The organism is Paractinoplanes rhizophilus, assembly GCF_042664765.1.
GTDB classification, from domain to species: domain Bacteria; phylum Actinomycetota; class Actinomycetes; order Mycobacteriales; family Micromonosporaceae; genus Actinoplanes; species Actinoplanes rhizophilus.
The window spans coordinates 49,812-72,848 of record NZ_JBHTBJ010000032.1 but is presented as its reverse complement, the minus strand read 5'-3'; the positions used below and the strand labels follow the sequence as shown (position 1 = coordinate 72,848).

Below are 23,037 nucleotides of genomic sequence, written 5' to 3'. Positions count from 1 at the left end.
CCCCGGCGGCGCCCGCACGCGAACCGAATTACCCGGGCCGGGCTACGACAGCGGCCCGATCTCCGCCTCGATGCCCGCCCGCAGCTCGCGCCCGGCGATGACCGCGCGTGCCTGCTCGAGAACCGGCGCGAGGAAGACGTCCGGCCCCGGCGACCCGGCGAACGGCCCGACCGCGGCGATCGCCAGCCGCCCGGCCGGCGACGGGGCGAGCGGCGCCCGCAGCTGAAGCCCGCGCACCGCGCTGAGCAGCTCGACCGCCAGCAGGCTGGTCAGGTTGTCCAGCACCGTGCGCAGCTTCTTGGCCGCCGCCCAGCCCATCGAGACGTGGTCCTCCTGCATGCCGCTGGTCGGCAGCGAGTCGGCCGACGCGGGCACGGCCAGCCGCCGGTTCTCGGCGACGATCCCGGCCGCCGTGTACTGGGCGATCATCAGGCCCGAGTTGACGCCGGCGTCCGGCGAGAGGAACGGCGGCAGGTCGCGCGAGCGGGTCACGTCGAGCAGCCGGTCGACCCGGCGCTCGGCGATCGAGCCCACCTCGGCCGCAGCGATCGCCAGGAAGTCGGCGGCGAACGCGAGCGGCTCGCCGTGGAAGTTGCCGGTCGACTCGACCTGCCCGCCCGGCAGCACCACCGGGTTGTCCACGACCGAGACCAGCTCCCGCCCGGCGGTGGTCGCGACGAACGCGAGGGTGTCCCGGGCGGCGCCGGCCACCTGCGGGGCGCAGCGCATCGAGTACGCGTCCTGCACCGCGTGCGCGAGGTTGTCCCGGTGCGAGTCCATGATCGCCGAGTGCTGCAGCAGCTGGAAGATGTTCGCGGCCGAGGCGGCCTGCCCCGGGTGCGGCCGGATCTCGTGCAGCTCGGGCCGGAACGGCCGCTCCGAGCCGAGCATCGCCTCGATCGCCAGCGCCGCGGTGACGTCGGCCATCGCGAACAGGTGCCGGGCGTCCTCGATCGCGAGCAGCAGCATGCCGAGCATGCCGTCGGTGCCGTTGATCAGCGCCAGGCCCTCCTTGGCGGCCAGGTCGAGCGGGGCCAGCCCGGCGGTGCGCAGCGCCTCGGCCGCGGCCGTCCGCTCGCCGTCCTTGCCGACCACCCAGCCCTCGCCCAGCAGCACCAGCGCGCAGTGTGCGAGCGGCGCGAGATCCCCGGAGGCGCCGAGCGAGCCGTGCTCCGGCACCCACGGCGTGATGTCGTGGTTGAGCAGGTCGGCCAGGCCCTGCGCGAGCTCCGGCCGCACGCCGGAATGGCCGAGCGCGAGCGAGCGCAGGCGCAGCAGCATCATGGCCCGCACCACCTCGCGCGGCATCGGCGCGCCGATCCCGGCCGCGTGCGAGCGGATCAGCGCGTGCTGCAGCTCGGCCCGGCGCGCGGGCGCGACGAAGGTGCCGGCCAGCGCGCCGAAGCCGGTGGTGACGCCGTAGACCGGCCGGCCGGACTCCTCGATGCGGTCGACGATGGCCCGGCTGGCGGCCATCGCCTCGATCGTGGCCGGGGCGATCTCGACCCGGGCGTCGCCGCGGGCGACCGCGCTGACCTCGGCGGGGGTGACGCCGGTGGGTTGGACGGTGACGATCATCATCATGGACGGCCTTCAGTCGAGTCAGGGGTGGTGGCGGGGTGGTTGGACGGGCCGTCTTGCAGAACTGCGCGGATCAGGGGGACGCCCGGCCGGTAGGCCAGGTGCAGGTGGGAGGGCGCGTCCAGGACGATCAGGTCGGCTCGCGCCCCGGCGCGCAGCACCCCGACGTCGTCGCGGCGCAGCGCGCGGGCTCCGCCGGCGGTCGCGGCACGCACGGCCTCGGTGGGGGTCATTCCCATTTCGCGTACGGCGAGAGCGATGCAGAACGCCATCGACGACGTGTACGACGAACCCGGGTTGCAATCGGTGGCCAGGGCGACGGTCACCCCGGCGTCGAGCAGCCGTCGCGCGTCCGGATAGGGCGACCGCGTCGAGAACTCGGCGCCGGGCAGCAGCGTGGCGACGGTGCCCGAGCCGGCCAGGGCGTCCACGTCGGAGTCGCTCAAATGCGTGCAATGGTCGGCGCTCGCCGCACCGAGTTCCACCGCGAGCCGCACCCCCGGGCCCTCGGTCAGCTGATTGGCGTGCACCCGCAGGCCCAGGCCGAGCTTGGCCCCGGCGACGAGGATCTCCCGCGCCTGCTCACCGTCGAACGCGCCGCGCTCGACAAAGACATCGACCCATTTCGCGTACGGCGCGCAGGCCGCCAACATCGGGCCGCGCACCAGATCGACGTACGCGTCCGGGTCGACCCCGGCCGGCACCACGTGCGCGCCGAGGAACGTCGTCTCCCCGGTCAGCTCCCGGGCGATCCGCAGCGACCGGGCCTCGTCGTCGACGCTCAGCCCGTACCCGCTCTTGATCTCGATGGTCGTGGTGCCCTGCCGCCTCGCCTCGGCGACCAGCTTCCGCGCCTTGGCCCGCAGCTCGTCGTCGGACGCGGCGCGGGTGGCCGCCACGGTGGTCCGGATGCCGCCGCCGGTGTACGGCTCGCCCGCCATCCGGGCCGCGAACTCGGCCGCCCGGTCCCCGGCGAACACCAGGTGGGCGTGGCTGTCGACGAAGCCGGGCAGCACCGCCGCGCCGTCGACGCCGATCCGCCGGTCGGCGGCCGGCGCCTGGCCGGCCGGGCCGATCCAGCCGATCCGGTCGCCGTCGACGATCACGGCGGCGCCGGTGAGCGGCGGCCCGTCGTTGGTGAGCAGCTCGCCGATGTCGTCGATGAGAAGGGTCATCCGATGGCCTCGGCAAGCGCTCGGGGAACGTCGATCGTGGTGTGCCGTCCGCCGGCGACGACCTGGCGGCCGTCCACGATCACGTCGGTGACGTCGGCGGCGGTCGCGGCGAGGATCGCCCCGGCCGGGTCGCTGCCCGCGGTGCGTACCGAATCGAGGCGCACGCAGACCAGGTCGGCCCGTTTGCCGGCGGCGATCTCGCCGGCGTCGTCCCACCCGATCGACGCGTGTCCGGCCGCCGCCGCGACCAGTTCGGCCGGGGTGAAGTGGCCGCGCCGCTCGGTGGCGAGCCGTTCGTTCATCTCGAGGCCGCGCAGCTCCTCGAAGGGGTCGATCACGGCGTGGCTGTCGGTGCCGAGGCACAGCCGGGCGCCCGCGTCGGCGAGCCGGCGGGCCGGGCCGATGCCGTCGGCGAGGTCGCGCTCGGTGGTCGGGCAGAAGCAGGCGAAGCTGCGATTCTCGCCGAGGACCCGGATGTCGTCGCCGGTGAGGTGGGTCGCGTGCACCGCGGTGCTGCCGCCCTGCCAGAAGCCGCAGTCGTCCAGGAGCTCGGCCGGCGTGCAGCCGTGCACCGCCCGGCACTGCTCGTTCTCGGCGCGTTGTTCGGAGAGGTGGATGTGCGCCAGCTCGCCGTGTCGCTCGACGAACGCCGCCATCGTCTCGGCCGGCACCGCCCGCACCGAGTGGAGCGCGGCCCCGATGCGGGCCTGCGGGTGCGGGCGCAGCTGACGTACCCGCTCCGAGTAGCGGTCGAGGTCGCCGTCGCCGAAGCGGCGCTGCACGCCCTCGAGCGGCTTGCCGTCCACACCGGACTGCAGGTAGAGCGTGTCGAGCAGGGTGAGCCGGATGCCGGCCTCGGCGGCGGCCTCGATCAGCGCGTGGCCCATGGCGTTGGGATCCGCGTAGGGGTGGCCGTCCGGCCCGTGGTGCAGGTAGTGGAACTCGCCGACCGCGGTGTAGCCGGCCATCGCCATCTCGGCGAAGACGGCCCGGGCCAGGGCCAGGAAGCTGTCCGGATCGAGGCGCTCGGCCGCGGCGTACATCTGCTTGCGCCACGTCCAGAACGTGCCGCGCTCGCCGTGCGTGCGCCCGCGCAGCGCGCGGTGAAACGCGTGCGAGTGGGCGTTGGCCAGCCCGGGAAGCACGAGTCCCCGCAGCGCGATCCCGTCACCCGACCGGCCGTGGTTCATGGCGGTGAACCGGCCGTGCCGCACCTCGATGCTCACGTCGCGGGCGAGCGCGCCGCCGATCCACGCGTAATCCGCGTGATAGACCGTCATGTCAGCTCTCGCAGCACCGTGGCCAGCGCGTCCACGCCCGCGGCGCAGTCCGCGTGCTCGGCGTGCTCGGCCGGCGAATGCGAGATCCCGGTCGGGTTGCGCACGAACAGCATCGCCGTCGGCACCTGCGCCGACAGCACCCCCGCGTCGTGCCCCGCGCTGGTCGGCAGGATCGGCGCGTCGCCCAGCATCGCCGACAGCCGCGACGCGAGCGCGGTGTCGAAGGTGACCTCGGCGCTCAGCGACTCGGCCGTCACCGCCACCTCGGTGCCGTCCCGGCCGGCCCGCTCGGTCGCCCGTTTCACCACCGCCTCGACCACCGCGTCCATCGTGGCCGTGTCCGCCGCCCGGGCGTCCAGCCAGCCGCGCACCAGCGACGGGATCGCGTTGGTGGCGTTCGGCTCGACCTCGACCCGGGCCATCGTGGCGTGCGCCCCGTTGAGCCGGGCCTCCTTGTTGGCGGCCAGCACGGTGTACGCGAACGTCAGCATCGGGTCGCGCCGGTCGGCCATCCGGGTCGTGCCCGCGTGGTCGCCGTGCCCGGTGAAGTCGAACCGCCAGCGGCCGTGCGGCCAGATCGCGCTCGCCACTCCCACCGGCACCTCGAGTTGCCGTCCTTGCTCTATGTGAAGCTCGACCAGCGCGCCGATGCGGCCGGTGAGCCCCGGCAGCGGCCCGGCCGGCGTCGCTCCGAGTGCCTCTCCGTACGTGATCCCGTCACGGTCGGTGAGCGTGGCCGCCTTGGCCGGATCGATGGCGCCGGTCAGCAGCCGCGAGCCGAGGCAGGGCAGCCCGAACCGGCCGCCCTCCTCCTCGACGAACGCGACCACTGCGACGGGCGTCGATGGCTTGTGCCCGGCCGCCCGGAGCTGGTCGACGGCCAGGAACGCGCTGACGATGCCGAGCGGTCCGTCGTACCCGCCGCCGTGCGGAACCGAGTCGAAATGCGATCCGGTCAGCACCGCGCCCCGCCCCCAGGGATCGCCCCACCAGGCGAACAGGTTGCCGTTGCCGTCGTCGGTGACCGGCATGTCCCGCCGGTCGGCCTGATTGCGGAACCAGTCACGCAGCACCAGCTCGGGCGTGTCGAGGGCGTACCGCATGTAGCCGCCGCTCGACACCCGGCCGATGGACTCGATCTCGGCCCACAGGGCCGAAAAGACCTTCTCGCTCATCGCTTCATCGGGATGTGCACGCCGGCCGCCGCCGCGGGATCATATCCGGCGTCCACGTGCCGGATCACCCCCGTGCCCGGGTCGTTGGTCAGGACCCGCTCGATCTTCTCGCCGGCCAGCGGCGTGCCGTCGGCTACGCAGACCTGGCCGGCGTGGATCGAGCGGCCGATCCCGACGCCGCCGCCGTGGTGGATCGACACCCAGGACGCGCCGCTGGCCGTGTTGAGCAGCGCGTTGAGCAGCGGCCAGTCGGCGATCGCGTCGGAGCCGTCGAGCATCGCCTCGGTCTCCCGGTACGGCGACGCGACGGAGCCGGCGTCGAGGTGGTCGCGGCCGATCACGATCGGCGCGCTGATCTCGCCGCTCGCGACCATGTCGTTGAACCGGACGCCGGCCTTGTCGCGCTCGCCGTAGCCGAGCCAGCAGATGCGCGCCGGCAGGCCCTGGAACGCGACCCGCTCGCCGGCCATCCTGATCCAGCGGGCCAGCGCCTCGTTCTCGGGGAACAGGTCGAGGACGGCCTTGTCGGTGGCGGCGATGTCCTTGGGGTCGCCGGAGAGCGCGGCCCAGCGGAACGGGCCCTTGCCCTCGGCGAACAGCGGGCGGATGTACGCCGGCACGAAGCCGGGGAAGTCGAAGGCTCGCTCGAACCCGCCGAGCTTGGCCTCGCCGCGGATCGAGTTGCCGTAGTCGAACACCTCGGCGCCGTCGTCCAGGAAGCCGACCATGGCCGCGACGTGCCTCGCCATCGAAGCCCGCGCTCGGTCGGTGAACTCCTCCGGCTTGGTCCGGGCGAATTCCGCCGCGTCGTTGATGTCGACACCGATCGGGATGTAGCTCAGCGGGTCGTGCGCGCTGGTCTGGTCGGTGACGATGTCGATCTCGACACCCTTGATCCGCAGCTGGGGGAAGACATCGGCCGCGTTGCCGACGACGCCGATGGAAATAGCGGATTTTTCCGATTTGGCGGCGCGGGCCCGACGGATGGCGTCGTCGAGATCGTCGGCGATGACATCCAGATACCGGGTGTCGACCCGGCGCTGCAGCCGGGTGCGGTCGACGTCGACGATCAGGCAGACGCCGCCGTTCATGGTCACCGCCAGCGGCTGCGCGCCACCCATGCCGCCACACCCCGCGGTCAGCGTGAGCGTGCCGGCCAGGGTGCCGCCGAAGCGCTTCGCGGCCACCGCGGCGAACGTCTCGTACGTCCCCTGCAGGATCCCCTGGGTGCCGATGTAGATCCACGAGCCCGCGGTCATCTGCCCGTACATGGTCAGGCCCAGCTTCTCCAGCCGGCGGAACTCCGGCCAGGTCGCCCAGTCGCCCACCAGGTTCGAGTTCGCGATCAGCACGCGCGGCGCCCACTCGTGCGTGCGGAACACGCCCACCGGCTTGCCCGACTGCACCAGCAGCGTCTCGTCGTTCTTGAGCACGTCCAGCTCGCGCACGATGGCGTGGAAGGAGGGCCAGTCGCGGGCCGCCCGGCCGGTCCCCCCGTACACAACTAGGTCTTGCGGCCGTTCGGCCACGTCGGGGTCGAGGTTGTTCATCAACATCCGCTTGGCGGCTTCTTGCGGCCACCCCATTGCGGTGTACGTCGTGCCGCGCGCGGCCCGGATCTCGGACATCGTCGTCCCCTCCCTATGCCAGAAAAACATGCCGGCGGGCGGCCGTGGCCTCGAACTCCTCCAGCCGGCGCTGCACCGGCTCGGGCGCCGCGTCGCACATCGCCTGCAGCAGCACCATGGCCATCGCCATCGGCCCGGTGTGCAGGTCGAAGACGAGCTGCGTGCCGACCGCCGCGGGCAGCACCACGTCGGCCCGGTCGGCCACCGGGCTCACCGCCGAGTCGGTGATCGCGACCACCGCGTACCCCGCCCGCTTGGCCTCCGCGATCGCCTCGAGCGATTCCCGCGGATAGCGGGGCAGGACCACCGCGAGCAGCGCGCCCGCGCCCGCCGCCCGCGCCTGGTCGATCCGGTCCAGCAGCGGGGTGCCGCCGGAGTCGAGCACCCGGACGTCCGGGTGCACCTTGGCCGCGAAGTATCCGAAATACCCAGCGAGCGGCGCCGCCGCCCGCTGACCCAGCACCGGCAGCGGCCGGCTGTCGATCAGCAGCCGCGCCGCCCGCTCCACGTCCTCGAGCCGGGCCAGCTGGTCGTGCAGGCGGGCCAGATGCTCGGCCTCGGCCCGCACCGCGAGCTGCATGGCGTTGCCCCCGGCCACCGTCTCGGGCGCGTCCCCGGCGAGCTCACGCAGCCGGCGGCGCAGCGCCGGATAGCCCTCATAGCCCAGCGCCATCGCGAACCGCGTCACCGACGGCTGGCTCACGCCCGCAAGCTCGGCCACCTCGGCCGCCGAGAGATACGCCGCCTTCGCCGCATGCTCGACCAGGCTGTGCGCGATGCGCCGCTGCGTCGGGGTCAGCCGCGCGCCGTGGAACAGGTCGAGCACCGTCCTCGCCGCGTCTCCATTCACGTGAGCAGCTTATGCATAAAAACTTTCAGAACGCCAGACCGGCCCGATGCCACTTTCCCCGTTCGCCCGGACCGTTTCCCCGTTCGCCCGGACCGGATGCGCGGAGCCAGTCGAAGATCTCCCGAAATGTGCCGGTTCCGGGCACGTGTCCGCCGTCGTAGTGGTGTCCCTGCGCCCCGGGGATGTGCGCGAGGGCGATTCGGTCGTCGACCCAGCCGTCGTAGCTGTCCAGGAAGGTTGCATCTCTGGGCCGCCGGCAGCGACCTTCGCCATGATGTCGCGGCTGATCTGCTCAAGTTTGGGGCGGAGGGTCTGCTCGTCGGGGGGTTCCGCATCTTCGGGCGGCATGATCCCGGAAAGCACGGCGCATCGGATCACCCGCTTGGGCAACAGCGCGGCGCAGGCCAGCGCGTGCGGGCCGCCGCCGGAGCCACCGAAGACAGCGAAGCGTTCCCAGCCTTGGGCATCGGCGAGCGCTCGGACGTCCTCGGCAACGTCGGCGACGCTGCGTCCGGGGCGGCGGGTGGAGCCTCCGTATCCGGGACGGTCGGCCATCAGTACGCGTACGCCGCACTCATGCATCACCGCGATCTGGTCGGGCCGCCGGAAGCGAGTGCTCGGTGTGCCGTTGTGCGCGACGACCGGAAACCCGTCAGCGGGTCCGTGCAGGCAGTACCGCAGAACTCGTCCGTCGATCTCCACCGACTGATCAGCGACCATCAAGCCATCCAACATCACGCTTCCCGCAGACGCGCCGGCCAGGCGATCGCCCGGGTCAAATCGGCTGGTTCCGCCGCAACCACCTCGTCCCAGTGCCCGTGCTTACCAGAGGGAATCCGGGCTTTGCTCTGCTTCCCCAGAGGAAGCACAGCAAAGCGCTCCCCCGGAGGAAGCTGAGCAAAGTGCTTCCCCGGAGGAAGCAGAACAAAGTGCTTCCCTGGAGGAAGCAGAGCAAAGTGCTTCCCCTGAGGAAGCTGAGCAAAGTGCTTCCCCGGAGGAAGCAGAGCAAAGTGCTTCCCCTGAGGAAGCAGAGCAAACTGCTTCCCCGGAGGAAGCTGAGCAAAGCGCTTCCCCGGAGGAAGCAGAGCAAAGCGCTTCCCCTGAGTAAGCAGAGCAAAGTCTGTCCGCGCCCCTTCGGGCTGCCGTGGCGCTGTAAATACGAGGGCGGCGGGCACGTCACCCGTTCGGGCGCTTGAGGGGTGGCTATTTACGGGTCAGCGCTTCCCCGGAGGAAGCAGAGCAAAGCCGGGATCGGTCAAGGCACGCTCAAACGTGGCCGAGCTTCCACATCAAGGGTGGTCGGGATGCGACGCCCGCAATTGAAGCGCCACCGTGCGGTCCCGCCGCGCCGCCGCGACCCCGCCGCGCCGCCGCGGAGCCGCGACCACCGCCCACGGCGGGTGTGAGGGATGGGCCGCCCGCCCGTCGGCACCCCCGGTCCGGCGGGAAGGGCGGCCCATCCGGTCTATGCGGCGACCGGCAGGGCGGCCGCCATCGCGGGCAGCACCACGACCCGGTGGGCCGCCACCGGATCCGCCACTCCGCGTACCCGCACCGAGGCCGCCGTCGCCGGGGCGGCCAGGTGCTCCGATCGGGCGTATGCGGCCGGGCCGAGCACGAGCTCGCCGGGGCCGGCCACGCCGCACATGCGCTGGGCCAGGTTCACCGCGCGGCCCCAGACGCCGAAGCCGGCCGGTTCCCATGATCGGGTGACCAATACCTCGCCGCACTCGATGCCCACGTGGATCTCGGGGCGGCCGGGTCGTACGCCGCGCAGCATCGCGCAGGCGGCGGCCGTCGCGCGCTCGGTCTCGTCGCCGTACGCGCCGCGCAGGCCGAAGACGGCCATGAAACCGTCGCCGAGCACCTGCTGGATCTCGCCGCCGTGCTCGTGTACGCGGGCGACCAGCTCGTCGAGCAGCGGGCGCATGATCCGGTAGACCGCCTCCGGCTCGACGCTCTCGACCAGCCGGGTGAAACCGCAGATGTCGGCGAAGAGCACGGCCACCTGACGCCGGCGCGGACCGGTTTGTCCGATGTGGTCGATCATGACGGACCTCCCTGTTGGGTTTCCGACAACGAGGGTGACCCCGGAACGCTTCTAAGGCCTCCGGCAAACCCCTAAGATCTCGCGGCTCGTACGCTTAGGCGCGAGACCGCCGAGAAAGTCGATGTCCGGATTTGGCCCGCGCTGGCATACTCCACGGCGTGCGGCGGAGAAGACTCTCCCCCTTGGTCGGACGGCATGCTGAGCTCGCCGAGATCAGCGCGGCTTGGGACGACGTCGGCCAGGGCCAGGCCGCCGGCTTTCTGATCTCCGGTGAAGCCGGCGTCGGCAAGACACGTCTCGTGCAGGAATGCATCGAGCGAGTGCTGGCGCGCGGCGGCCAGGTGCTGGCCGGCTCCTCGTTCCGGATCAGCTCGGGCGGCCTGCCGTACGGTCCGATCCTCGATGCCCTGCGCCGCTTCCTGCGTGACCGGTCCGCGGGGTCGCTGGCCGAGCTCGCCGGCCCGCGCTTCGCGATGCTCGACCGGATGTTCTGGCCGGAGGCCGCGGACGCGCCCGAGGCGCCGGACGGCGACGCAAGCCTGCGTCAGGCCCGGCTGTTCGACGTCTTCCTCGCGCTGCTCGGCCAGCTCGCCGAGCAGGGGCCGGTGCTGCTCGTGGTCGAGGACGTGCACTGGGCCGAGCAGTCCACGCTCGATCTGCTGAGCTTCCTGACCGTGGCGCTGCGCCGCGAGCGGGTGCTGCTGCTGGTGACGTACCGCGACGACGAGCCGGCGGCCGGCCCGCTGCCCGCCGCGCTGGTCGAGTTGCTGCGCGGCGTCTTCATGACCCACCTGGCGCTCGCCCCGTTCGGCGCCGACGATCTGAGCCTGCTGCTCACCCAGCTGGCCGGCAACCCGCTGCCGGTCGCGGTGGTCGACGAGATCGCCGACCGCTCGGGCGGCAACGCCTACTTCGCCGAGGAGCTTTTCGAGGCGAGAGGCATCGGCGAGGAGGTGCCGGCCCGCGTCCGCGATGTCGTCCTGCTCCGGGTCGGCACGTTCTCGGCCGACGCGCAGGCGGTGCTGCAGGTCTGCGCGGTGATCGGCCGCCGGATCGGCTATCCGCTGCTCGCCACCGTCGCCGAGCTGCCGGAGAAGCCGCTGCTGGCCGCCCTGCGCGAGCTGGCCGCCAACCGCGTGCTGCAGGCCGACACCGGCAACGCCTACCGCTTCCGCCACGCGCTCGCGCAGGAGGCCGTCTACTCCGGCCTGCTGCCGGGCGAGCGGGCCCGCCTGCACGCCCGGGTCGCCGCCGCCCTCACCGAGCGCCCGCAGCTCGGCGACCGGCCGCGCTCGACCGCCACCGCCGTGATCGCCGCCCACTGGGAGGCCACCGGCGACCTGCCCCAAGCGCTCGCCGCCGTGATCGCCGCCGGCCGGGCCGCCGCCGAGGTGCGCGCGTTCCGCGAGGGCTTGACGTACTTCACCCGGGCGATCGAGCTGTGGGACGAGGTGGACGACGCGGCCGAGGCCGGTCTGACCCGGCCGGAGCTGCTCGCGGCGGCGGCCCGCTGCGCCCACGACGCGGGCGAGCACGAGACCGCCGTACGCCTGGTGGAGGAGGCCCTCGCGGCGATCCCGCGCCAGGACGTGGTGGCCCGGGCGCTGCTGTACGAAGCGCTCGGCACCTACATGGACCGGGTCGACGGGGCTCGCGCGCTGCGCTCCTTCACCAAGGCCTATCACCTGCTCGCGACCAGCGACGCGCTCGCCGAGCGGGCCCGGGTCACCGCCGCGCTGGCCAACTCGCTGTCGGTCCGCGGCCTCTACCCCGACTCGGCGCCGCTCTGGGAGGAGACGCTGACGCTGGCCCGCCGGGCCGGCCGCAAGCGCGAGGAGGTGCTCGGCCTCAAGACCTCGGGCTGGCACTTCGCGATGCACGGCGAGCCCGAGACTGGCATCGGCCGGATGCGGGAGGCGCTGCGCGTCGCCCGCGACGAGGACGACGTCGAGAACATCTGCCTGACCTACAACCACCTGAGCCTGGCGCTGGACTTCATCGGCTGGTCGGCCGACGCGGTCGCCACCGCCGAGGAGGCGCTGCGCTGGAGCATGGATCTCGGGCTGATGTTCCCGCCGATGATCGACATGCTCGACTCGATCGTGCTGGTGCTGTATCGCAACGGCCGCTGGCGGCAGGCCGAGGAGGTCGCCGACCGGCTGCTGGCCAGCCACCACGCGGCCGCGCGCGCCCTGATGACCTTCGTGGTGCTGGGCGAGCTCGGCACCGCGCGCGGCCGCCCCGAGGAGGCGGCCCAGCAGCTCAAGCAGGCGCAGGAGCAGCTGAAGAACGACGAGGACCCGCTCGACCACGGCCTGGTGCACGCGGCCGCGGCGGCGTACGCGATGTGGCAGGAGGACTACGAGACGGCCCGTGCCGAGGTCGAGGCGGGGCTGGAGGTGGTCGGCGCGCACGGCGACGACCAGCAGGCGGTGGCGCTGTGCGTGCTGGGCCTGCGGATCGAGGCCGACGAGGCGGAGCGCCGCCGGGCCCGGGGCCGGGCCGACCTCGCCGAGGTGCTGCGGCACGGCACGGCCCTGCGCGACCGCGCCGGCTCGCTGTGGCAGGGCATGGGCGTACGCCAGAAATCGTTCCCCGAGGCCGCGGTCGACGCCGCGATGGGCGAGGCCGAGTTCGCCCGGCTGCTGGGCGGCGAGCCGTACCCCGAGGCCTGGGGCGAGGTCGCGGCCGGCTGGGACCGGCTCGCCCGGCCCTACCCGGCGGCGTACGCCCGCTGGCGGGAGGCCGAGGAGCTGGTGCGCAAGCGGGACCAGCGCGCCGCCGAGGTGCTCCGGGCGGCCGGCGAGACCGCCGAGCGGCTCGACGCCCGGGCCCTGCGGCGCGAGATCACCGCGCTGGCCGACCGGGCGCGGATCGACCTGGGCGCGCAGCCGGCCGCGCCGGCCGAGGAGCCCGAGCACCCGTTCCACCTCACCGAGCGCGAGGTGCAGGTGCTGGCGCTGCTCAAGGAGGGGCGGCGCAACCGCGAGATCGCCCGCGCGCTGTTCATCAGCGAGAGCACCGCCAGCGTGCACGTGTCGAACATCCTGGCCAAGCTCAACGCGGTCAACCGGGTCGAGGCGGCGGCGATCGCCCACCGGCTACACCTGGCCTGAGCGCGCCCGCCAGAACGCCGAATCGGGGAACCGCTTCTCCTGACGGTAGAACCAGGCGAGGTCGTCGAGGTAGGCGCGGTATTCGGCGGCCACTCGCCGGGCGTACGCGTCAATTGCCGCCGGATCGCCCAGCGCGACGGCCTCGGCCGCCGCGATCCCCCCGGACAGCGCGTCGTGGAGCCCGCGGGCGGAGAGCGGATCGTGCGCGCAGGCCGCGTCCCCGACGGCGACCCAGCCGGGACCGGCGCATCGCGTCAGCGCCGAGCTCCCGGCCGCGACGGTCTTGATCCCGACCGGGGGATCGAAGTCACCGGCGCGGGCCCCGGCCTGCGCGGTGGATCGGAGCAGGGCCGCCCAGCGGCCGGGCGAGATGTCCCGGGCCGAGGCGGCGTCGGTGAACAACGCCGTCACCAGCCGGTCGCCAGGCACCCGGGAGGCATACCACCAGCCGTCCGGCGTCGCCTCGACGATGCTCGCCGCGGACGCGGGCGACGGATCGGGCAGCAGCGCGACCATGCCGACCAGCCGGCTGTGCACCCGCCGGGGCACGCCGAGCAGCCGGGCCAGCGCGCTCGACCGGCCCGTCGCGTCGATCAGGAAGTCGGCCACCAGCGGCCCGGCGATCCATTGCCGGCCGTCGCGGCGGACCTCGGTGATCCGGTGGGCCCGCGGGGCGCCGGCCGCGGCGATCAGCATCCGGTTGAAGGCGGGCCGGTCGAGCTGCCAGGACGGCCCGCGCGGATCGAGCAACGCGGGGCGGAAGGCGGGCTCGTCGGAGCCCCAGCAGGAGAGGAAACCGCCGCCGGCGAGGTGTCCGCCCGACTGGAACGCGGGCCAGACGCCGAGTTTGCGCAACAGGGCGTTGGCCGCCGACGGCAACCCTTCGCCCGGCTGCCACTCGACCGGCGGACGCGGATCGACAACGACCGGCGAGATGCCGCGGGCGGCGAGGGTGATCGCGGCCGCCGCGCCGGCCGGCCCGCAGCCGAGCACGACCACCCGGTCAGGTTTCACTGCGCCAGTCTGTCGCGAATCAGGCTGTCACTTCCACAGCGGGGTGTTCACATGAGAGCCCTACGGAAGGAGTGCGTGCCATGCTCAGCTGCCGATTCGGGGGCAGCTCCGGGTTCCGCCTGGAGCTGGAGGACAACGAGGACCTGGTGGTCGTCCGCTCGGTACGCCGCGGCGCCCGGCACGACATCTCTCCGCTGTCGTCTCCCAGCCGCTCCGCCCAGGACAGGCTCACCCCGCTGTTCGGTTTCCCCGAGGCCGGCGTGGGCGTGTACGCCTCCCCGGTCGGCGACGCCCCCAACATCGCCGTGGTGCTCAACGAGGACCCGGAGATCGAGTTCGCCGGTCGCGGCCTGCGCGACCAGTTCGGCGCCCCGGTCGTCTACACCGAGAACGTGTTCGTGAAGTTTCGCGACGACCTGCCGGAATCGCAGTGCGCGGCGGTGCTGGCCGAGGCCGGCCTGACGATTAAGCGGACCGTCGGCACCGCCACCAACGCGTACTTCGCCGGCGCGCCGGCCGGCACCGGGCGGGAGGTCTTCGCGCTGGCCGAGCGGCTGCTCGACCGCGACGACGTCGACCTGTGCCACCCCGAGCTGGTGCGCGAGGTGAGCCGCCGGGCGATGGCGCCGCAGCAGTGGCACCTGGGCCCGGCCGTGATCGACGGGCAGGACGTGGTGGCGCACGCGAACGTGGTGGCGGCCTGGGCCGAGACCCGGGGCGAGGGCGTGGTCGTCTGTGTGATTGACGACGGGATGGACGTGACTCATCCCGAGTTCGCGTCGGCCGGCAAGGTGGTCGCGCCGTTCTCGGCCAGCCGGCCGCGCGGCGCCGACCCGCGGCCCGGCGACGGCGACAACCACGGCACCGCCTGCGCGGGCGTGGCCTGCGCGGACGGCGTCGACCATGCGTCCGGGGTGGCGCCCGGGGCGCGGCTCATGCCGGTGCGGCTGGTGTCGGGGCTGGGCTCGCAGGACGAGGCCGACGCGTTCAAATGGGCCGTCGACCACGGCGCCGACGTGATCTCGTGCAGCTGGGGCCCGTCCGACGGGAACTGGTGGGATCCGACCGACCCGGTGCACAACCAGGTCGTGCCGCTGCAGGACAACACCCGGCTGGCGATCGAGTACGCGATCGAGCGCGGCCGCGGCGGCAAGGGCTGCGTGATCACCTGGGCGGCCGGCAACGGCGCCGAGAGCGTCGACAACGACGGGTACGCCGCCTGCGACCAGGTGATCGCGGTGGCGGCCTGCAACGACCAGGGGCGGCAGAGCCGGTACAGCGACCACGGCAAGGCGATCTGGTGCAGCTTCCCGAGCAGCAACGGCTCGCCGTCGCGGACCCCGGGAATCTGGACCACCGACCGGCGCGGACGCGAGGGCTACAACATCGGCGACGACTCGGCCGGCGACGCGGCGGGCGACTACACCAACTCGTTCGGCGGCACGTCCAGCGCCTGCCCGGGGGTGGCCGGGGTGGTGGCGCTGATCCTGGCGGCCAACCCCGAGCTGCGCTGGGACGAGGTCAAGGACGTGCTGCGCGAGTCGGCCGACCGGATCGACGACAACCCCGGCGAATACGACGAGGATGGGCACAGCACGCGCTACGGCTACGGCCGGGTGAACGCGGCCGCGGCCGTCCGGGTGGCCCGTGACAAGCGGGCCCTAAGTGTTTTCGTCGCGCAGAACTGAGAGATCTCTCAGCTCGCCCGACCCGTGGTTTCGACTGAGGTGTGAGACATGAGCCGGATCGCGTACTGCGCCATCCACCCGGCCATCGGCGTGGCCCGGGTCGGCGACAGCCCCGACGAGTACTTCCTCGGTCCCGAGCAACCCGGCGCCGAGGAGGCGCCGGCGTCCTACAAGGACAAGAACGGGTGGGTCAAGCGCCAGGCGGTGCGGTTCCGCGTTTTCGCGTACGACGAGAGCGACGTCCTCGTCCGGGAGCTGACCGCCGACGACGCCACCACCATCGAGTGGACCGTGCACCTGGTCAACCGCAAGGGCGCCGCCGACCGCTTCACCGGCGGCGGCCGCCGCAACGCCGGCGTCGACGATCGCGACTCGCTCGTCATCGACCCCGGCCCGCGTACGGTCACCGGCCGCGAGGCCCGCAGCGACCCCTTCGACACCGGCACGTTCCGCGGCGCCCGGGTGCCGCTGGGCGAGCTGCGCACCGACGACGAGGGCCGGCTGATCGTGCTCGGCGGCCTCGGCCACTCCGCCTCGGTGCCGCAGGACCAGGATCTGCCCAGCTTCGCCGACAACGACGGCTGGCACGACGACACCTCGGACGGCCCGGTCGGCGCGGTGGTGCGGGTCGACGGCCGGGAGGTGGAGGTCCGCCCCGCCTGGGTGGTGGTCGCGCCGCCCGACTTCGCGCCCGCGGTCGGCAACCTGGTCACCCTCTACGACGTGGCCGAGAACGCGGCCGTCGAACGCGGGCTGCTGGCCGAGCGCAAGGAGGTCGTCTTCGAGCGCGACATCCTCCCGTTGCTGGCCCGCGCCATGGGCTATCAGTGGGTCAACCAGTCCGCCACCCGCGGCCACCGCCGCGCCGTCGACCTGGGCGACGGCGTCGATCGGGTCGGCGACTTCCTCGAGGCCGACCACCTCGCCCTGCTCAGCGATCCGGGCGAGCGCGGCGCCAAGGCGCGGCGCCGGGTCTTCGCGGTGATCCGCCAGCCGCACGACGAGGCCGACGAGGCGACGCGCCGCAAGCAGGCCACGCCCGCCTTCATGCCGCAGCTGTCCGGCGACGAGGGCACCGCGACGCCCGGCCGGCCGGGCACCTGGTTCACGGTCACCCCGCTGCAATACCGCCGCCTCGCCCGGTGGGCCGAGGGCCAGTTCATCGCGGGCCAGTTCACCGCCGGCCCGGCGCCGGTCGCCGAGGATCTGCCCGCGCGGCTCGACCGGGCCGCGCTCGAGGCCTGCGTCGGCGGACCGTTCTTCCCCGGCATCGAGATGAGCCGGCGCGCCCGGGAGAAGGACCGCTACGTCGCGCCGTTCCGCTTCCGCCCCGACCAGCCGCCCGGCTGCATGACCGAGAACATGGCCGTGCCGTGGCAGGCCGACTTCACCGACTGCCGGCATTTCTGGTGGCCGGCGCAGCGCCCGGACGACGTGATCGTCGACCAGGACTACGCGGCCGTGGTCGAGGTGCTGTTCCCCGAGGGGAACTCGCCGCGCCGGCCGATCAACACGACCGCGTTCCCGCGCTGGCGGTGGGACCGCGGCATCGGCGACGCACCGGCCACCACGCTCGGCGAGGGCCTACGGTTCGACAGGAGGCACCGCGAGATGGTCAACGAGTGGTCCCAACTCGGCTTCGTCACGCCGGCCGGGAACGGCACCGGGGTCTTCGTGGAGACCGAGCGGGCGCCCTATGCGGGCCTGCGGCACCGCGACTACTTCCACATCATGCTCAACCTGCACCAGTATCCCGACTTCCTGCCGACGGCCTGGAAGCTGGCTCGCGAGTTCATCGACACGGCGGCGGCGTATCAGCACGACCCGCTGATCGACACCGAGCTCAAGCCGTTCACGTACGAGGAGCGCGCCTTCGACGCCCGTCTGGACAGCATCTATCAGGATCTGGTGGACCGGGTGGCCGCGTACGACCCGGCGCATGACCGGTCGTTCCGCACGTACGCCGACGCCGTCGACCGGGTGCGGCAATCGGGCCCGCTCAACCAGACCGACGGCGTGTGGCTGCGCAACATCGCCACCGTCGGCCCGATCGACGACCTGACCGGCTTCCTCACCCAGATCTGGGTCGACGAGGTGGGGTCCGGAAACCCGGCGCAGAACCACGCGAACATCTACACGCAGACGCTGTCCAGCGTCGGCATCAACACCGCGCCGATCCGGAGCAAGGAGTACGCGCAGGACACCACCCTGCTCGACGCGTCGTTCACGCTGCCGCTGTTCCAGCTGGTCGTCTCCCAGTTCACCGATCAGTTCCTGCCCGAGCTGCTGGGCATGACGCTGTTCTTCGAATGGGAGTCGGTGGAGCTGGCCACCACGGCCCGGCTGCTCGAGCACTTCAAGATCGACTCGGCGTACTACCGGCTGCACGTGGCGATCGACAACGCCGACGTGGGGCACGGCGCGATCGCCAAGCGCGCGGTCAAGCGGTACCTGTCCCGCTTCGGCGACCCGGACGTGCGCCAGCAGCAGTGGCAGCGCATCTGGAACGGCTACGTGGCTTTCCGGATCACCGGCACGCTCGGCCAGGACCTCGTCGACAAGCTCCTCGCCCCGTCGCGGGCCAAGGCCCGCGTCCTCGAGATGATCGAGAACAAGAGGCGGTACGGCGCCCTCAACCACGCCGCCGCCGGCGGTGGAATGACCAACAACCTGTTCGACGAGCCGGCGCAGCTGCTGGACACGCTGCAGCGCGGCGGGCAGGTGATCCCCGGCAATCCCGGCGACAGCCCGTTCATGCAGCAGATGGCGTTCGGCGGCCGGATGTACAAGGTGTTCACCTCCGACGAGCAGCGGGACTGGGCCGACTGGATCCGAAGCCTGGCCGAGCCGGCCGCCGCCGACCGCGCCGCCCCCAGCCCGTTCGCCGCCGCGGCCAAGCCGACCGGCCCGGGCGAACAGCCGGCCGAGCCGGTCGGGGACGTCCCGCACCTGCTCTACTCGTCGTCGGCCGAGGAGGTCAGCAAGCATCCGCGCCGCACGCTGCTCGGCCACGGCGCGGCGCACTGACGACACGGGCTCGTGCGACGCTAGGCGTATGCGGATCGCCTCGCTTCACACGTACCCGGTCAAGGGCTGCCACCGGATCGACCACGACGTGGCGCAAGTGGAACCGTGGGGTCTCGCCGGCGATCGCCGGTGGGCGATGGTCGACGCCGACGGCGTCGCGATCACCCAGCGCGAGAGTCCGGTGCTCACCCAGTTGCGGGTGACGCACCGGCCCGGCGGCCTGGTGCTCGCGGCGCCGGGCCGGCCCGAGCTGGCGGTCGACGAGCCGGCGGACGGGCCGAAGGAGTTCGTGCGGGTGTTCCGCAGCCACCTGCCCACCCCGGCGCGGATCGCCGAGAGCGAGTGGAGCAGCGCGTTCCTCGGGCGGCCGGCGCGGCTGGTGTGGCAGGCGGACGCCGGGTCCCGCGCGATCGGGGGCGTCGACGAGGTGGGCGATCCGGTCAGCTTCGCGGACGGGTGGCCGATGCTGCTGGCCACCGAGGCGTCGCTCGAGGCGCTCAACGGGTGGCTGCCCGAGGCGGTCCCGATGACCCGGTTCCGGCCGAACATCGTCGTGGCGGGGGCGGCGCCCTGGGCCGAGGACGAGTGGTCGGCGCGGTCGGCGAAGCTCCAGATCGGCGACGTGGTGTTCCGGGCCGGGCCGGGCTGCCCGCGCTGCGTCGTCACCACGGTCGACCAGGAGACCGGCGAGAAGGGCAAGGAACCGCTGCACACGCTGGGCAAGTACCGGCGGGTCGGCAGCGGGCTGCTCTTCGCGATCAACATGGCGCCGCTGTCGCGGGGATCGCTGCGTGTGGACGACGAGATTCGGCTGATCGAGTGAAGACCCTTAGGTCTGTCTTAGGAAGGTTGCCGGGAACGGTCGCGCCGCGAAGGATCCCTCAGCGTGACCGGATCTCGTCTGCTCTCGCCCCGCTGGCTCGCCGCCGGCGGCGCCGTGATCCTCGCCGCGGTGCTCGGCGTGACGCTGCTGCTGACGAACTCCGGCTCGGCCTGCGCGGCGCCGCCGTCCACGTCGGCCAAATCGGGCAAGGCCACCTTCTACGACCTCGGCGGCGGCACCGGCAACTGCTCGTTCCCGTCGGCGCCGGCCGATGACCTCTTCGTGGCGCTCGGCCCCGTGCAGTATTCGGCGGGCGCGGCCTGCGGCACGTACCTCGACGTCACCGGGCCCAAGGGCAAGGTGCGGGTCAAGGTCATCGACTCGTGCCCGGAATGCGCGGCCGGTCACCTCGACCTGAGCCGTACCGCGTTCAAGAAGATCGGCGCGGAGGTCGACGGGATCATCCCGATCAGCTACAAGACCGTCACGGGCGTCGGCGCCGGCCCGATCAGCGTGCGGGTCAAGGAGGGGTCGTCGCGCTACTGGCTGGCCGTCCTGATCGACAACCACGGCAACCAGCTGAAGTCGGTCACGGTCAACGGCAAATCCACGCACCGCGAGGACTACAACTACTGGGTGATCGACGCTGGCGCCGGCGGCGGTCCCTTCAAAATCAAGATCCTTGACGTGTACGGCCACAGCACGGTCGCCACGGGCGTGAAGCTGTCGCCAGGCGCGACGCAGAAGACATCGGCTCGCCTGTCCGGCGGCGGTGTGTCCAGCGCCAAGACCACGCCGTCGTCCGCGAAGAAGAAGGCGAGCCCGTCGCTCTCCCCATCGCCGGCCGCGCCGGCGGTGTCGTCGGCGGGCGCCCCCGCGGAGTCGACCGCGGTCGCCGCGCCTGCCGGGGACGTCGAGCTGCCGCCCGCCGAGCCGGCGGTGGACCTGGCCGCCGGCGCCGCCCAGGCCTGCGGCTGACCCTTCGCTCGCATCACTCCAGCTTCCGCGCCCCACTCCCGCCGCGCACCGGACCCCACCCGGGTGCGCGCGGACCGCCGGCCGCCGGCGGCGACGCCATCACCCCCATGGGCGTCGCCGACCCGGCGGCCCGCGGCGATCCCGTCGAAGCGGGCCAGGCGGCACTCCACCCGGCGGCCGACGGCTCGATGGTCGCGCTGGTCCTGGCGGTCGTCGACGTCAGCGCGGCCACCGGCTTCGTCCGGGCGCTCAGCCGGCGCTGACCTGGCTCGCCGCCTTCTCGAAGGCCGCGCTCTCCTGCCGCATCACCCGGGCGATCATGCCGCCGAAGAAGAGCGCGAACAGGCCCGAGCCGCGCCCCACGACCTCGATGGACACGGTGTTGCGAATGCCGTCGCCCGCGGGCGCGAGCAGGTGGCGGCCGATCATGCGCAGGCCCATCCGCCGGGTCTCCCAGGTGAACTCGGTCATCGGCTCGATGCGCGTCACGGTCCAGACGGCGGTGGTCTGGCCGGGCTGCTTGACCCGGGCCGAGCTGCCGACCCGCAGCTCGCCCGGCGTGAGGAGCTCGACGTGCTGGACGGTCGGCATGAACGTCGGCCACTTCACGACGTCGGTGGTGAGGCGCCAGACGACCGACGCCGGTGCGTTGATGACGGTGCTGTGCTCTCGATACATACGGTGACTGTACCATTTGGTACATGCCCAGCGACTCCCGTGAGACCCTGCTCACCAAGGTGATGGACGCCGTCGCGCGGGACGGCCTCGCCGACCGCAGCCTCCGCGAGATCGCCGCGAGCGTCGGCACCAGCCACCGGATGCTGATCTACCACTTCGGCTCCCGCGAGGGCCTGCTCGCCGCGATCGTCGAGGCGATGGAGGCCCGGCAGCGGGCGGCCCTGGCCGGCGACGATCCGCACGAGGTGATGGCCTCGGTCTGGGAGCGGGTCTCCAGCCCCGAGGTGCGCCCGTTCGTGCGCCTGTTCTTCGAGGTCTTCGCGTTGTCCCTCCGCGGGGATGCGCCGTCCGCCGGCGGGGATTCGCCGTCTACCGGCGGGGACGCACCGGCCACGCTCGGCAATTCGCTCACCGAGCCCTGGCTGGAGGAGGCGGCCGTGGTGGCCGAGCGGCTGGGCGTGGCGCCCGATCGGGCCGCCCTGCGCCTCGGTGTGGCGGTGACCAGGGGTCTGCTGCTGGACCTGCTGGCCGGCGCGCCCAAGGAGGAGGTCGACGAGGCGTATGCGTACTTCATGCGCCTTTATGAATCTCGCGGATGAGCGCGGCCCGCCGCATCGCGGCCGGGAAGGTCGCGGATGAGCAGAGCCGGCAGCAGTGCGAGCGCGGTGATGCCGAGCGCCCAGCCGAAGCCGTGCGCGAACGCCGACGCCGGAAGGGCAGTGCGAAGAAGCGACTGCAGCACGAGGCTGATCACCGCCGCGCCGAGGGCGGCGCCGGTGCGGATGAGGATGGTCGACGCCACGGTCGCGTGCGGGATCGCCGGCTTCGGCAGCGACCGGTACGCGCCGGCCAGCACCGCCGGCGTGACCGCGCCGTGGCCGAGGCCCATCACGAAGGCCGCCCCGATCAGCAGCGGCCACCCCGCGCCGGCGTCCACCCGGGTCCACGGCAGCATCCCGGCCAGCACCAGCACGATGCCGGCGAGGGCCGGCCGCCGCGAGCCGAACCGGTCGGCGATCCGGCCGGCCAGCGCCATCGTCACGATCGCCCCCGCGCCCAGCGGCGCCACCAGCAGGCCGGCGCCGAGCACGCCGCGACCGCCCACCGCCTGTGCGTAGAGCGGGATGAGCAGCAGCACGCCGGACATCGCCAGCGAGTAGCAGAACAGCACGCTCACCGCGATCGTCATCGGCCGGTCGGTGAACAGCCGCAGGTCGATCAGCGCGCGCTCGCGCCGCCGCAGCGCGTGCCCGACGAACGCCACCAGCAGCGCGACACCCGCCAGCAGCGTTGCGACGCGGCCGTAGACCAGCAGCGCGGCCGCGGGCGAAAGCAGGGCGAGACCGGCGACATCCAGGTCGGTCCGCTCGCGCTCACCGGTTTCGGGCGGCAGCAATCGTACGGCGGCCAGCAGCGCCGCCGCGCAGACCGGCACGTTGATCAGGAACATCCAGCGCCAGGACAGGTGATCGAGCAGCAGCCCGCCGAGGATCGGTCCCAGCGCGGGCGCCAGCATGGCCGGGATCGAGACGACGGCCATCGCCCGGGCCATCCGCTGCGGGCCGGCCTGGCGGGCGAGCATCGTCTGCGCGACCGGCACGAGCAGGCCGCCGCCGACGCCCTGGAGCACGCGGAACAGGATGAGGCTGCCGGGCGACCAGGCGGCGCCGCACAGCACCGATCCGGCGAGGAAGAGGGACAGGGCGGTGATCCAGACCAACTTGGCGCCGTAGCGCCCGATGGCCCAGCCGGTGACCGGGACCGTCATTGACAGGGCCAGCAGGTAGCCGGTGAGGACCCACTGGATCGTCGCCAGCGGGGCGCCCAGGTCGCGGCCGAGCACGTGCACCGCGACATTGACGATCGTGGAGTCGATCAGCGTCATGATCGCACCGAGCGCGACCACCACGGACGTGTTCCGCAGAGCGGGGTCGAACTTCGTCGTGGTCATGCCGTACAGCGTAGCGCTTCGCC

At 72.8% G+C, this 23,037-nt stretch carries 18 protein-coding genes; 7 read left to right on the top strand and 11 right to left on the bottom strand.

Going from position 1 to position 23,037, the window contains the following annotated elements; genetic code table 11:
- Positions 1-42: 42 nt before the first annotated feature.
- The 8 genes from hutH to ACFQS1_RS30910 all read right to left on the bottom strand — a co-directional run bounded on the left by hutH (position 43) and on the right by ACFQS1_RS30910 (position 9,739).
- Positions 43-1,581 (bottom strand): histidine ammonia-lyase, encoded by a 1,539-nt coding sequence (gene hutH, locus ACFQS1_RS30945; RefSeq protein ID WP_378975272.1) that lies wholly within the window; start codon positions 1,579-1,581, stop codon positions 43-45.
- On the bottom strand, positions 1,581-2,756 hold the full coding sequence (gene hutI, locus ACFQS1_RS30940) for an imidazolonepropionase (protein ID WP_378975242.1): 1,176 nt from the start codon (positions 2,754-2,756) through the stop codon (positions 1,581-1,583). Before hutI ends, hutH begins: the two co-directional genes overlap by 1 nt.
- Entirely contained in the window at positions 2,753-4,036 is a 1,284-nt protein-coding gene (locus ACFQS1_RS30935; protein ID WP_378975240.1) for a formimidoylglutamate deiminase, read from the bottom strand. Before ACFQS1_RS30935 ends, hutI begins: the two co-directional genes overlap by 4 nt.
- A complete protein-coding gene (locus ACFQS1_RS30930; RefSeq protein WP_378975238.1) occupies positions 4,033-5,211 on the bottom strand; it encodes an allantoate amidohydrolase in 1,179 nt (392 codons plus the stop codon). Before ACFQS1_RS30930 ends, ACFQS1_RS30935 begins: the two co-directional genes overlap by 4 nt.
- Positions 5,208-6,839, bottom strand: coding sequence for a urocanate hydratase (gene hutU, locus ACFQS1_RS30925; RefSeq protein WP_378975236.1), 1,632 nt, complete (start codon positions 6,837-6,839; stop codon positions 5,208-5,210). Before hutU ends, ACFQS1_RS30930 begins: the two co-directional genes overlap by 4 nt.
- 13 nt (positions 6,840-6,852) lie before the next feature.
- Positions 6,853-7,689: a MurR/RpiR family transcriptional regulator gene (locus tag ACFQS1_RS30920; RefSeq protein WP_378975234.1), complete on the bottom strand. Its 837-nt coding sequence runs from the start codon at positions 7,687-7,689 to the stop codon at positions 6,853-6,855.
- Positions 7,690-7,698: 9 nt separating this feature from the next.
- Complete coding sequence (locus tag ACFQS1_RS30915; protein ID WP_378975232.1) at positions 7,699-8,409, bottom strand: alpha/beta fold hydrolase; 711 nt, start codon at positions 8,407-8,409, stop codon at positions 7,699-7,701.
- 745 nt (positions 8,410-9,154) lie between these two features.
- Entirely contained in the window at positions 9,155-9,739 is a 585-nt protein-coding gene (locus ACFQS1_RS30910; protein ID WP_378975230.1) for an adenylate/guanylate cyclase domain-containing protein, read from the bottom strand.
- Positions 9,740-9,897: 158 nt separating this feature from the next.
- Between ACFQS1_RS30910 and ACFQS1_RS30905 the strand changes: the two genes are divergently transcribed.
- Positions 9,898-12,855, top strand: coding sequence for a helix-turn-helix transcriptional regulator (locus ACFQS1_RS30905; protein WP_378975228.1), 2,958 nt, complete (start codon positions 9,898-9,900; stop codon positions 12,853-12,855).
- Here the strand turns inward: ACFQS1_RS30905 and ACFQS1_RS30900 are convergent.
- Positions 12,841-13,869 carry a tryptophan 7-halogenase gene (locus ACFQS1_RS30900; RefSeq protein WP_378975226.1) on the bottom strand — a complete coding sequence of 343 codons (1,029 nt, stop codon included), beginning with the start codon at positions 13,867-13,869 and terminating at the stop codon, positions 12,841-12,843. The genes ACFQS1_RS30905 and ACFQS1_RS30900 overlap by 15 nt on opposite strands.
- 80 nt (positions 13,870-13,949) lie before the next feature.
- On the opposite strand from ACFQS1_RS30900, the gene ACFQS1_RS30895 reads away from it, so the two are divergent.
- From ACFQS1_RS30895 to ACFQS1_RS30875, 5 genes are all read left to right on the top strand, one after another.
- Positions 13,950-15,557, top strand: coding sequence for a S8 family peptidase (locus ACFQS1_RS30895; RefSeq protein WP_378975224.1), 1,608 nt, complete (start codon positions 13,950-13,952; stop codon positions 15,555-15,557).
- Positions 15,558-15,605: 48 nt separating this feature from the next.
- Positions 15,606-18,584 carry a LodA/GoxA family CTQ-dependent oxidase gene (locus ACFQS1_RS30890; protein WP_378975222.1) on the top strand — a complete coding sequence of 993 codons (2,979 nt, stop codon included), beginning with the start codon at positions 15,606-15,608 and terminating at the stop codon, positions 18,582-18,584.
- A 28-nt stretch (positions 18,585-18,612) separates the two neighbouring features.
- Entirely contained in the window at positions 18,613-19,407 is a 795-nt protein-coding gene (locus tag ACFQS1_RS30885; protein WP_378975220.1) for an MOSC domain-containing protein, read from the top strand.
- 63 nt (positions 19,408-19,470) lie between these two features.
- Positions 19,471-20,385: an expansin EXLX1 family cellulose-binding protein gene (locus ACFQS1_RS30880; RefSeq protein ID WP_378975218.1), complete on the top strand. Its 915-nt coding sequence runs from the start codon at positions 19,471-19,473 to the stop codon at positions 20,383-20,385.
- A 107-nt stretch (positions 20,386-20,492) separates the two neighbouring features.
- The gene (locus ACFQS1_RS30875; RefSeq protein WP_378975216.1) at positions 20,493-20,648 is read left to right on the top strand and encodes a hypothetical protein; all 156 of its coding nucleotides are present in this window, start codon (positions 20,493-20,495) and stop codon (positions 20,646-20,648) included.
- On the opposite strand, the gene ACFQS1_RS30870 is transcribed toward ACFQS1_RS30875, so the two are convergent.
- Positions 20,635-21,063 carry an SRPBCC family protein gene (locus tag ACFQS1_RS30870; protein ID WP_378975214.1) on the bottom strand — a complete coding sequence of 143 codons (429 nt, stop codon included), beginning with the start codon at positions 21,061-21,063 and terminating at the stop codon, positions 20,635-20,637. The genes ACFQS1_RS30875 and ACFQS1_RS30870 overlap by 14 nt on opposite strands.
- 23 nt (positions 21,064-21,086) lie before the next feature.
- On the opposite strand from ACFQS1_RS30870, the gene ACFQS1_RS30865 reads away from it, so the two are divergent.
- Positions 21,087-21,662 carry a TetR/AcrR family transcriptional regulator gene (locus ACFQS1_RS30865; RefSeq protein ID WP_378975212.1) on the top strand — a complete coding sequence of 192 codons (576 nt, stop codon included), beginning with the start codon at positions 21,087-21,089 and terminating at the stop codon, positions 21,660-21,662.
- Here ACFQS1_RS30865 and ACFQS1_RS30860 read toward each other — a convergent pair.
- Entirely contained in the window at positions 21,644-23,014 is a 1,371-nt protein-coding gene (locus tag ACFQS1_RS30860; RefSeq protein ID WP_378975210.1) for a DHA2 family efflux MFS transporter permease subunit, read from the bottom strand. The genes ACFQS1_RS30865 and ACFQS1_RS30860 overlap by 19 nt on opposite strands.
- Positions 23,015-23,037: the final 23 nt, after the last annotated feature.